The sequence below is a fragment of the Thiohalorhabdus sp. genome, assembly GCF_036628635.1.
Classification (GTDB): domain Bacteria; phylum Pseudomonadota; class Gammaproteobacteria; order Thiohalorhabdales; family Thiohalorhabdaceae; genus Thiohalorhabdus.
This window is the reverse complement of record NZ_JAZKRM010000013.1, coordinates 57,670-68,481: the sequence shown is the minus strand read 5'-3', so window position 1 is coordinate 68,481 and position 10,812 is coordinate 57,670. Positions and strand designations below refer to the sequence as shown.

The following is a 10,812-nucleotide window of genomic DNA, read 5'->3' as shown; positions in this document are numbered from 1 at the left end:
TCCGTCAACGGGGTCAGGTCTTGTTTTTTGCCTCTTAGGCTCCTTTTCCGAAAACACCGGCGAAGCAAAAAGCAAGACCTGAAGAATCATTAGCCGGCTCCTCGCTTTGGGGTACCGTTGGGGAAAGAACCAACCAACGGAGCCCAACGAAGGAGTCGGCAATGGCAATGTACGGCGGAATCGACCTGCATTCCAACAACTTGGTGCTGGTTCCGGTTGATGGCGACGGCCAGCAGGTGCGGGTGCGCAAGCTGGCGACCGATCTTAGAGCGATCCTGGAGGAGCTGCTGCCATTCGGGGAAGCCATTCAGGGCCTGGCCGTCAACCTAACGGACACCCACTCCGGCTGCTTGTGATTCCAGTGATTTATCGGTGGGTGGCGGAGTAGCGGGCCAGGAGGGGATAAGCGGGAAGGGGGCGGTGATTCATCTCGCCTTGCCCTTAACCTCAACCAACCGTTCGCCCCGCTCCAGGGCCTCCACGATGCCTTGAAGCAAGGGGGCAAACCACTGGAGCAGACCGCGCTTGGTGGTGTTCCCCAGTCGGATCCAGACCACCTGTGCCTGCTCGGGCTGAAGGGTGACGAGCGTTACGAAGTCCTCGTCCTTGGAGATAACCACCGCTTCCCGCTCGTGTGCCACCCGCCAGATCTCAAGGTCCGGCGAAGCCTCCAGCCCCAGATCCACCACATGGTAGGCGTGATGCCCTTGTTCGATGAGCCACCTGGCAAGGGCAGGGGGAAGCTGGGCGTCCACGAGGAAGCGCACTACAAAGCGGCGTCGATGACGGTGTGGTCGGCCTGGCGGGCGGCATAAGCGAGGGCGGCCTGGATGTCTTCGGGCTCCAGGTAGGGGTAGTCCCCCAGGATTTCCTCCCGGGTGGCGCCGCTCGCCAGGAGGTCCAGGACGTCACTAACCCGAATACGCAGGCCGCGAATGCAAGGATGGCCGCCGCAGACCGCGGGGTCGGTGGTAATGCGCTGAAGCACGGACTCAGCCATGGTTTTGGTCCTTGCAAGGCGAGGGTACCGGGTTGCCACAGCAAAAATACCACTCCCCCGTGGAAAGGGGGAAGTTGGCGGGAACCTATGGGACACCCACCTCGGTAGAAAGGGTCGGGTAGAGACGCCGGTTTCCCGACGAAACCCCCGCAGAACCGCCCGAATGGGAACCTGGGGTCAGGTCTAGAAACATAGCATCCGGGATGGGTTCCTGATACGTTCGCCCCTATGGCACGACCGATCCCCATCGAGTTCTCAGGAGCGCTCTACCACGTGACGGCTCGTGGCGACCGCCGCGAGGCGATTTACGAGGATGACGACGACCGCGAGGCATTCCTCGAGACCCTCGGGCAGGTGGTGGCGGATTTCAACTGGCTCTGTCATGCCTACGGCCTGATGACCAATGACTACCCCCTGGTGATCGAAACGCCGGATGCGAATCTCTCGAAAGGCATGCGCCAGCTCAACGGCGTGTTCACGCAGTACAGCAATCGCCGCCACGGACGCACGGGTCACCTATTCCAGGGCCGCTACAAGGCGATCCTAGTCGACGGCGACAGCTACCTGCTCGAACTGGCGCGCTATGTGGTGCTCAACCCCGTCCGCGCGGGCATGGTCCGTAACCCCGGCGATTGGCCGTGGAGCAATGGCGGTACCTGTACCTAAAGGACACCCACCTTGTTTTTCACCCGGGCGCACCGCCCCCGCCACCCCGTTCAGCTGGCGGCAGTGCGTCCCCGGTCGCTAAAAAACCCCGCCTTCGGGCGGGGTCTTTGGGGAGCCCTTCCCAGGGCCGGGCTTGTCACTCCGCCCCGCCGATCTTCCGCCCCATCCGCAGGCGCAGGGCGTTCAATTTGATGAAGCCCTCGGCGTCGGCCTGGTCGTAGACCGTCTCCTCCTCGAAGGTGGCCAGGTCGGGGTCGTAGAGGCTCTTTTCCGAGGTCCGGCCGACCACGGTGGCGCTGCCCTTGTACAGCTTGAGGCGAACGGTGCCGGTGACGTCGCCCTGGCTGGCGTCGATGGCGGCCTGGAGCATCTCGCGCTCGGGGGCCCACCAGTAGCCGTTGTAGATGAGCTCAGCGTAGCGCGGCATGAGCTCGTCCTTGAGGTGGGCGGCCTCGCGGTCGAGGGTGAGCGACTCCATGGCGCGGTGGGCCTCCAGCAGGATGGTGCCGCCGGGGGTCTCGTAGACGCCGCGGGACTTCATGCCCACGTAGCGGTTCTCGACGATGTCTACGCGGCCGATGCCGTTGGCCATGCCCAGCTGGTTTAGCTTTGAGAGCAGCTCGTGGGGCGCCAGGGCCTCGCCGTCGAGGGCCACGGGGTCGCCGCCGCCGAAGCCGATGTCGATGTAGGTGGGCCGGTCGGGTGCCTGCTCGGGGCTCACCGACCACAGGAACATGGCCTCCTCGGGCTCGGCCCAGGGGTCCTCCAACACCCCCCCTTCGTAGGAGATATGGAGGAGGTTGGCGTCCATGGAGTAGGGCGAGCCGCCCCCTTCCTGCTTGCCCTCCACGGGAATGCCGTGAGCCTCGGCGTAGGCCATGAGCTTCTCGCGGGAGCCCAGGTCCCACTCCCGCCAGGGAGCGATGACGCGGATGTCCGGGTCCAGGCCGTAGTAGCCCAGCTCGAAGCGCACCTGGTCGTTGCCCTTGCCAGTTGCGCCATGGGCCACCGCGTCGGCACCGGTGGCGCGGGCGATCTCGATCTGGCGCTTGGCGATCAGGGGCCGGGCGATGGAGGTGCCGAGGAGGTACTTGCCCTCGTAGACAGTGTTGGCCCGGAACATGGGAAAGACGAAGTCGCGCGCGAACTCCTCGCGCAGGTCGTCGATGTAGATCTGGGAGACGCCGAGCTGCTCGGCCTTGGCCCGGGCGGGCTCCACCTCTTCGCCCTGGCCGATGTCGGCGGTGCAGGTCACCACCTCGCAGCCGTAAGTGTCCTGGAGCCACTTGAGAATGATGGAGGTGTCCAGACCACCAGAGTAGGCCAGCACCACCTTGTTGACGTCCGCCATGTCGCTTACCTTCCTTGCTGGCATGCCACTGGACCCTGCAGCGGGGGGCGCAATTCTTCCACTGGCGGCTGCTGCCGTCGAGTCCCGGTAAAACCTGAGCCCCGTTCGGGCATCTAAGTCGGGGGAAGAGGCGTCGGGGCTTTCGCCCCTGTCACAGGCGTGCAGCCCTCTGGAGGAGCGGCGAGAGCCGCGATCCCCCCGCTACCGAGCAAAAGGATCCCGCCATGCCCGATAACACCGAGCCCCTTCCGGCCACCGAGGCGGAGTGGCGCGCCCGCTTGACACCGGAGCAGTACCGGGTGTGCCGGGAGGGGGGAACCGAGCCGCCGTTCTCCGGGGAGTACGTCCATACCAAGGCCGGCGGCGTCTACCATTGCGCGGCTTGCGGCGCGCCCCTTTTCCATAGCGCCCACAAGTTCGACTCTGGCACCGGCTGGCCGAGCTACTGGCAGCCGTTGGCCGGGGACGCCGTGGCCACCGAGCGCGACGCCAGCCTGGGGATGGTGCGCACCGAGGCACGCTGCGCCACCTGCGACTCCCATCTGGGCCACGTCTTCGAGGACGGCCCCGAGCCCACCGGCCTGCGCTACTGCATCAATTCGGTGTGCCTTCAACTGGAAACGGACAAGGAATAAGCCATGAGCGTGCAGGAAACCATAGAGCACAAGCTGAGCCAGGAGCTGGAACCCGTCCACCTGGAAGTCCTCAACGAGAGCCACATGCACAATGTGCCGGAGGGCTCCGAATCCCACTTCAAGGTGTACGTGGTGTCCCCGGCCTTCGAGGGCCAGAAGCGGGTGGGCCGCCAGCGCACCATCAACCGCGTCCTGGCCGACGAGCTGGCGGGGCCGGTCCACGCCCTGTCCCTCCACACCCTGACCCCGGCCGAATGGGCGGCCAAGGACCGCGAGACCCTGGCCTCGCCCCAGTGCCTGGGCGGGGCGGGCAAGTAGCCCGTGGGCGCCGGCGGGGAGCCGCTGGAGCGCGCCCGGCTGGCCCTGGAGGGGCTGTCGGTGGGCGACGCCTTCGGCGAGCTGTCCTTCGATCCCCGCCGGGCCGGGGAGCTGGCGACGGGCGCGTGGCCCGAGCTGCCGGCCGGCCCCTGGCCCTGGCCCTGGCCCTGGACCGACGATACCGCCATGGCGATCGGCGTCGTGTCGGTGCTGGCCGAGCACGGCGCCATAGAGCCCGACGCCCTGGCGGCGGCGTTCGCGCGTAACTTCCGGACCGAGCCCCACCGGGGCTACAGCCGCAAGACGGCCCAGCTCCTGGCCGACATCGGCGACGGCGGCGACTGGCGCTCGCTGGCTCAAACCGGCTTCGGCGGCCAGGGCTCGCTGGGCAACGGCGGCGCCATGCGAGTGGCCCCCGTGGGCGCTTACTTCGCCGACGATCCCGAGGCGGCGGCGGAAAACGCTCGTCAATCGGCGGCGGTGACCCACGCCCACCCGGAGGGCCAAGCGGGCGCCGTAGCGGTGGCCCTGGCAGCTTCGGCGGCGACACGTGGCGAGGATCCGCTGGCGGCGGCCCGGCACGGCACACCCGAAGGCACCACCCGCCGCGGGCTGGACTCGGCCCGCCAGCTGCCGCCGGTGACCCCGGTGGGCCAGGCGGCGGCCAAGCTCGGCAACGGCAGCCGCGTTACAGCGCCGGATACGATGCCCTTCGCCCTGTGGTGCGCCTCCCGCCATCTCGGCGACTACGCCGCCACCCTGTGGACCACCGTCTCGGGCGGGGGCGATCGGGACACCACTGGCGCCATTGCCGGCGGAGTGGCCATAATGGCTAGCGGTCGCGACAGCGTTCCGGCCGTCTGGCTGCAGGCGCACGAGCCGCTGCCGGAAACGACCTGACATGGCCCCGCCCCCGGCCGAAGAAAGCCACCGCCCGCCGTGGCGGGATCCACTGCTGGGCGCCGCCCTGGCGGCCGCCCTGCCGGTTTGGGCGGTGCTGGTCTGGCTCCAGCCCCCGGCGGCGCCGCTCGCTGGGGCGGTGGCCGCCCCCCTCACCTTCCTCTACCTCGTTCTGGCCCTGCCCATCCTGGAGGAGGCCGCCTTCCGCGGCCTGGTCCAGGAAGGCCTGGGGCGGCTGTGGCGCCGCCGCTGGGGCCCCCTGACCGCCGCCAACGCGGGCCAGGCGGCGGCGTTCGGCCTGCTCCACCTGATCAGCCAACCGCCCCTGTGGGCCGCCGCCGTGCTTTTTCCGGGCCTGGTTTTCGGCTTCTTCCGCGAACGCCACGCCACTCTGGCCACACCCATCGCCCTGCACGCCTTCTACAACGGCGGTTTTTTCCTGCTGTATCCGCCCTGATGGCCCGCTCCGGCGCCCTCTGGCCCGGGGCCGAACACCAGGGGCCATCCGGACACGCCAAGGGCCGGCCTTAGGGACGGCCCCGGCAGTTCCCCGAGATTTGCGACCCCTTAGGCCAGCAGCATCTCCATCAGCGCCTTCTGGGCGTGCATCCGGTTCTCGGCTTCTTCCCAAACCACGCTTTGCGGTCCGTCCAGGACCTCGGCGGTGACCTCCTCGCCGCGATGGGCGGGCAGGCAGTGCATGAACAGGGCGTCCGGCTTGGCGGCGGCCATGAGGTCGCTGTCCACCTGGTAAGCCCCGAAGGCCCGCTCGCGGTCGTCGGATTCCGCCTCCTGCCCCATGCTGGCCCACACGTCGGTGGTGACGATGTCGGCGCCTTGCGCCGCGGCACGGGGGTCCCGCATCACGGTGGCGTGACTGGCGCCACCTTCCAGGATGGCGGGGTCGGGCTCGAAGCCCTCCGGACAGGCCAGGCGCAGTTCGAAGCCCAGCAGGACGGCGGCTTTGATCCAGGAGTGGGCCATATTGTTGCCGTCGCCGATCCAGGCCACGGTGCGACCGCTAATGGAGCCGCGCTGCTCGTACCATGTGAACAGGTCGGTGAGCACCTGGCAGGGGTGGTAGCTGTCGGTGAGGCCGTTGATAACCGGCACGTAGCTGGCGGCCGCAAACGCCTCCACCCGGTGGTGGCCAAAGGTCCGGATCATGACCCCGTCCACCATGCGGGAGACCACCTCGGCGGTATCACCGATGGGCTCGCCGCGGCCTAGCTGGAGGTCGTCCGGTGAGAGGAACATGCCGTGGCCGCCGAGTTGGTAGATACCCGCCTCGAAGGAAACCCGGGTGCGGGTTGAGGGCTTCTCGAAGATCATGCCCAGAACCCGGCGGATGAGATTGGCGTGGTCCACGCCGGTGCGGCGGTAGGCTTTGAGGGCAACCGCTCGCTCCAGGAGGGTCTCCACCTCGCCACTGCCGAGGTCGTCCAGGCGCAGGAAATGGCGTGGGCTGCCCGGCCTGGTTTTCCCGCCTGCTTCCTGCCTACGGCGAGCCGAGGGGCTCACAGGACCTCTCCCAGCAAGTAGTCCAGGCCCGTGACGATGCGGTCGGCCTCCTCGCGCGTCAGGATCAGCGGCGGCAGCAACCGGATGGTGTTACCGGCGGTCACGTTGATCAACAGGTTGTGCCCCAGTGCCCGCGATACCAGTTCCGACAGATCGCCGTTCACCTCGATGCCGATCATCAGACCGCGGCCGCGCACCTCGGTGACCTCGGGGCGCTGGCCCAGCGTCGCGCGCAGCCGGCCCATGAGATAGTCGCCGGTGTCGGCGGCGGCACGAACCAGGTCATCGCGCTCGATGGTCGCGATCACCGCTCGGGCGGCGGCCATGGCAAGGGGATTGCCGCCGAAGGTGGAGGCATGGGTGCCCGGAGCGAACACCCGCCCCACCGCCTCATCGGCCAGCATGGCGCCCACCGGGACGCCGTTGCCCAGGGCCTTGGCCAGGGTCACCACGTCCGGACGGATGCCGGCGTGCTGATAGGCGAACCAGGCACCGGTGCGCCCCATGCCGGTCTGCACCTCGTCGATCATGAGCAGCCAGCCGCGCTCATCGCAGATGCGGCGCAGGCCAGCCAGGTAGCCCTCCTCTGGAACGATCACACCGCCTTCGCCCTGGATGGGCTCCACCAGCACCGCCACGGTTGACTCAGAGGCCACCCGCTCCACGGCCTCAAGATCGTTGTAGGGGATGCGCTTAAACCCGGGAACCAGGGGCTCGAACCCGGCCTGGACCTTGCGGTTGCCGGTGGCGGTGAGGGTGGCCAGGGTCCGGCCGTGGAAGCTGGACTGCATGACCACGATCTCTGGGCGCTCGATGTCGTGTACGTCGTGGCCGTAGCGCCGTGCCAGTTTGATGGCCGACTCATTGGCTTCGGCCCCGGAATTGGCAAAGAACACCCGGTCGAGGCCGGACAGTCGGGCAAGCTCCGAGGCCACCTCTTTCTGCAAGGGGACGCCGTAGATATTGGATGTGTGCACCAAAAGCCCTGCCTGCTCGCAGACGGCCTCGGTGACGGCGGGATGGGCATGGCCAAGAGCGCACACGGCGATGCCGCCGAGCGCATCCAGGTAGTCCCGGCCCTCGGTATCGGTCAGGGTGGCGCCGCGCCCGCTGGCGAAGGCCACGGGAAGCCGGCTGTAGGTATCCATCACGTTCGAGCTCGACATGGGGATCGGCTCCGGGAAAAACCGGTGAGTATATCCGGCCCTTCTCTGCAAGCCAACAATTTCTAGGGCCCATTAGCAGAAGCGCCGGCCGTCGCCATTGTCGGGAGTTCGACACCGTGTCTATAATCAACGATTCCATCAAGACGTCTGACCGCCCCCATCCAAGGGGTTAGCACCACCCGGAGGCTCCACTCCGGGTTTTTCCAAATCCCCATGCGGCAACGACTTCCGAAAAACAGGAGGGTGCAACATTGTCCGTTTACAGCGTTCGTGAAGAACTCAAGCCCTCGGGGCTCAACGGCATCTCCGACGAGCAGATCAACGACCACTGGAATCTCTACGTCGGCTATGTGAACAACGTTAACGCCCTTAACAACCAGCTCGCCGACATGCGGGGCAACGGCGAGGGCGGCACCGCCGCGTACACCGACCGTCGCCGCCGCTTCGGCTTCGAGTACGACGGCATGGTCCTGCACGAGTACTACTTCGGGAATCTCAAGGCCGGCGTCGACATGAACCACGACGGGCCCTTCGGCGCGCTGGTGGCCGAGAGTTTCGGCTCCGTTGACGCCTGGGCCGAGGACTTCAAGACCTGCGGCAAGTCACGCGGCATCGGCTGGACCATAACCTATTACGACCCCGTCACCGGCCAGGTTAACAACCACTTCATCCAGCACCACGAAGAGGGCCACATCTCCGGCTTCATCCCCTTGGTGGTCATGGACTGCTGGGAGCATGCCTGGATGGTGGACCACGGCGCTGGCGGACGCGGTGCCTACATCGACGCGGTGGTGGACAACCTCAACTGGGGCCTGATCGACGAGCGGACCAAGGCGGCCCAGGAGGGTAAGGTTCTGAACCGCTTCTAGGCCGATCACGGCCGCGGTTGTTTGCGGCGTCCCGCCACGAAACCCCTAATGGCAGGGGTTACGGGCAATCCCCTGCCCGGTTCAGTGGCAGGACGCCCTTTTTACGATGGACCGGAGCACAAACGGCAGGAAAAGGCCCGCCGGCTTGACCTCGAGGGGTCTTCCGGGAATCATACGCTGCCGGCATAAGTGAACCCGCCTGAACGATTCAGCTTCTGCATACCGACGAAAGGACGCGCCCATGGAAGCCCCCATGGCGGCCAATGACCGCAAGCGGCTGCTCGGTGAAATGGTGTTCGCACGCCGCTTCGAGGAGCGCTGCGCCGAGGCCTACCACCATCGCGACATCGGCGGTTTCCTGCATCTCTACCCGGGCCAGGAGGCCTGCGCCTTCGGGGTTCTGGAGCGCGCCCGCATGGGCCACGACTACGTCATCACCGGCTACCGGGACCACGTCCACGCCATCAAGTGCGGCGCCGATCCCAAGGGGGTCATGGCCGAGCTGTTCGCCAAGGAGAACGGCTCCTCCCGCGGACGCGGTGGCTCCATGCACATCTTCGATGCCGCCAACCACTTCATGGGCGGCTACGCCCTGGTCGGCGAGCCCTATCCCTTGGCGGCAGGCCTGGGCAAGGGGATCCGCATGAAGGGCACCGATCAGATCGCCATCTGCTTCATGGGCGATGGCGCCAACAACCAGGGCACCTTCCACGAAACCATGAACATGGCCCAGCTCTGGGAGCTACCGGTGCTGTTCGTGTGCGAGAACAATCTCTACGCCATCGGCACCTCCCTGGAGCGCTCCACCCCGGTCCACGACCAGTACAAGCGGGCCCAGGGCTATGCCATGGCCGCCAATCAGGTGGACGGTCAGGACGTGGACACGGTCATGACCGCCGCTGACGAGGCCATCGAGCACGTGCGCTCCGGCAAGGGGCCCTACTTCCTAGAGCTGATGACCTACCGGCTGCGCGGCCACTCCATGTCCGACTCCGGGCGCGGCTACCGCTCGGAGGCCGAGATCAAGCGCTGGATGGAGCGCGACCCGGTCTATCTGTTCCGCGACCAGCTGGTCCACGAGGGTGTCATCGACGCCGAGGAATTCGACCAAATGGACCGGGACGCGCAGCAACAGCTCGACGACGAGATCGTCCCGTTCGCCGAGAACAGCCCGGAGCCCGACGTGGCGGAGCTGACCAAGTACGTTCTCGATGACGACACCAGCACCGCGCTAGGCCAGATCCCCGGCGGAGGCAAATAGACCATGGCGGAGATCTTCTACTGGGACGCGGTACGCCGCGCGCACGACGAGGAGCTGGCCCACGATCCCCTGGTGTTCGCCATGGGCGAGGACATCGGCCTGCCCGGGGGCACCTACAAGGCCACCCAGGGCTTGTTCGACAAGTACGGTGAAGAGCGCGTCGTCGACGCGCCCATATCCGAGAACAGCTACACCGGCATCGGCATCGGCGCCTCCATGATCGGCTGCCGGCCCATTGTCGAGATCATGTCGGTGAACTTCGCGCTTCTGGCCACCGACCAGATCATCAACGCCGCCGCCAAGATCCGCTACATGTCCGGCGGCCAGCTGGAGTGTCCGGTGGTCATCCGCAGTCCTGGCGGCGTCGCTCACCAGCTCGGCGCGCAGCACTCCGGACGCCTGGAGAAGGTGTTCGCCGGCACCTCCGGCCTGCGGGTGGTGACTCCGGCCTTTCCCGGTGACGCCTACGGCATGCTCAAGACGGCCGTCCGCTGCGACGACCCGGTGATCATCCTGGAGCACGAGGCCATCTACAATCTCAAGGGCGAGGTCGCCGACGAGGAGCACTTCGCCCCGCTAGAGGGTGCGCGGGTGGTGCGCGAGGGCAGCGACGTCACCCTGATCGGCTACCTCATGAGCACCCACTGGAACCTGGCCGCCGCCGACAAGCTGGCCGAGCACGGTATCTCCGCCGAGGTCATCGACCTGCGCAGCCTCAAGCCCATCGATGGCGAAACCATCCGCCAATCACTGGCCCAGACCCACAAGGCCATGGTAGTGACCGAAGACGAGGCCCCGGTGGGCATGAGCGCCGAGATCATGGCGGTAATCAACGAGGAGTGCTTCTTCGAGCTCGACGCCCCGCCCAAACGGGTGACCGCCGAAGACACGCCTGTCCCCTACAACCCCAAGCTGGAGCATGCCGCCCTGCCCGACGCCGACCGCGTCGCCGAGGCCACCCGGAAGCTGCTGGGCCGCGCCTAGGTGTGACCCTGTTCCAATGGCCCCTTAGGGCCGGCCACCGGCCCGGACCCCGTTGGCCACTCTGGGCAGTCGCGGCTGGTACCCGCTCCTACAAACGGGCTCGAAGCACCTGACACGGCGGTATTACCTCCCCTCAACAGG

Annotated in this window: 13 protein-coding genes and 1 pseudogene; 9 read left to right on the top strand and 5 right to left on the bottom strand. The window is 66.9% G+C overall.

The window, feature by feature from the left end:
* The first annotated feature begins 161 nt into the window (after positions 1-161).
* Positions 162-356 carry a hypothetical protein gene (locus V5A19_RS06325; protein WP_332318432.1) on the top strand — a complete coding sequence of 65 codons (195 nt, stop codon included), beginning with the start codon at positions 162-164 and terminating at the stop codon, positions 354-356.
* Between the two features lie 69 nt (positions 357-425).
* Here the strand turns inward: V5A19_RS06325 and V5A19_RS06320 are convergent, their stop codons facing one another.
* Positions 426-767 carry a DUF5615 family PIN-like protein gene (locus V5A19_RS06320; protein ID WP_332318431.1) on the bottom strand — a complete coding sequence of 114 codons (342 nt, stop codon included), beginning with the start codon at positions 765-767 and terminating at the stop codon, positions 426-428.
* A complete protein-coding gene (locus V5A19_RS06315; protein ID WP_332318430.1) occupies positions 767-1,000 on the bottom strand; it encodes a DUF433 domain-containing protein in 234 nt (77 codons plus the stop codon). The genes V5A19_RS06320 and V5A19_RS06315 overlap by 1 nt, the downstream gene beginning before the upstream one ends.
* A 228-nt stretch (positions 1,001-1,228) precedes the next feature.
* On the opposite strand from V5A19_RS06315, the pseudogene V5A19_RS06310 reads away from it, so the two are divergent.
* Positions 1,229-1,648: pseudogene (locus V5A19_RS06310) on the top strand (transposase); the annotation flags it as partial.
* 154 nt (positions 1,649-1,802) lie between these two features.
* Here V5A19_RS06310 and V5A19_RS06305 read toward each other — a convergent pair.
* The gene (locus tag V5A19_RS06305; protein ID WP_332318428.1) at positions 1,803-3,017 is read right to left on the bottom strand and encodes an argininosuccinate synthase; all 1,215 of its coding nucleotides are present in this window, start codon (positions 3,015-3,017) and stop codon (positions 1,803-1,805) included.
* A gap of 224 nt (positions 3,018-3,241) precedes the next feature.
* Here V5A19_RS06305 and msrB point away from each other — a divergent pair, with 224 nt between their 5' ends.
* The 4 genes from msrB to mrtJ are packed head-to-tail and all read left to right on the top strand — an operon-like array spanning position 3,242 to position 5,327.
* Positions 3,242-3,652, top strand: a complete 411-nt coding sequence (gene msrB, locus V5A19_RS06300) for a peptide-methionine (R)-S-oxide reductase MsrB (protein ID WP_332318427.1) — start codon at positions 3,242-3,244, stop codon at positions 3,650-3,652.
* A 3-nt stretch (positions 3,653-3,655) separates the two neighbouring features.
* Positions 3,656-3,970, top strand: coding sequence for a BolA family protein (locus tag V5A19_RS06295; protein WP_332318426.1), 315 nt, complete (start codon positions 3,656-3,658; stop codon positions 3,968-3,970).
* Between the two features lie 3 nt (positions 3,971-3,973).
* Positions 3,974-4,870 carry an ADP-ribosylglycohydrolase family protein gene (locus tag V5A19_RS06290; RefSeq protein ID WP_332318425.1) on the top strand — a complete coding sequence of 299 codons (897 nt, stop codon included), beginning with the start codon at positions 3,974-3,976 and terminating at the stop codon, positions 4,868-4,870.
* Between the two features lies 1 nt (position 4,871).
* Entirely contained in the window at positions 4,872-5,327 is a 456-nt protein-coding gene (mrtJ, locus tag V5A19_RS06285; RefSeq protein ID WP_332318424.1) for a JDVT-CTERM system glutamic-type intramembrane protease MrtJ, read from the top strand.
* A gap of 110 nt (positions 5,328-5,437) precedes the next feature.
* On the opposite strand, the gene argF is transcribed toward mrtJ, so the two are convergent.
* Both argF and V5A19_RS06275 read right to left on the bottom strand, forming a co-directional pair.
* Positions 5,438-6,391 (bottom strand): ornithine carbamoyltransferase, encoded by a 954-nt coding sequence (argF, locus tag V5A19_RS06280; protein WP_332318423.1) that lies wholly within the window; start codon positions 6,389-6,391, stop codon positions 5,438-5,440.
* Positions 6,388-7,557, bottom strand: a complete 1,170-nt coding sequence (locus tag V5A19_RS06275) for an aspartate aminotransferase family protein (RefSeq protein WP_332318422.1) — start codon at positions 7,555-7,557, stop codon at positions 6,388-6,390. Before V5A19_RS06275 ends, argF begins: the two co-directional genes overlap by 4 nt.
* A gap of 251 nt (positions 7,558-7,808) precedes the next feature.
* On the opposite strand from V5A19_RS06275, the gene V5A19_RS06270 reads away from it, so the two are divergent.
* From V5A19_RS06270 to V5A19_RS06260, 3 genes are all read left to right on the top strand, one after another.
* Positions 7,809-8,426 (top strand): superoxide dismutase, encoded by a 618-nt coding sequence (locus V5A19_RS06270; protein ID WP_332318421.1) that lies wholly within the window; start codon positions 7,809-7,811, stop codon positions 8,424-8,426.
* A gap of 253 nt (positions 8,427-8,679) precedes the next feature.
* Positions 8,680-9,687, top strand: a complete 1,008-nt coding sequence (pdhA, locus tag V5A19_RS06265) for a pyruvate dehydrogenase (acetyl-transferring) E1 component subunit alpha (RefSeq protein ID WP_443081428.1) — start codon at positions 8,680-8,682, stop codon at positions 9,685-9,687.
* A gap of 3 nt (positions 9,688-9,690) precedes the next feature.
* Positions 9,691-10,671: an alpha-ketoacid dehydrogenase subunit beta gene (locus tag V5A19_RS06260; RefSeq protein ID WP_332318419.1), complete on the top strand. Its 981-nt coding sequence runs from the start codon at positions 9,691-9,693 to the stop codon at positions 10,669-10,671.
* The last annotated feature ends 141 nt before the right edge of the window (positions 10,672-10,812 follow it).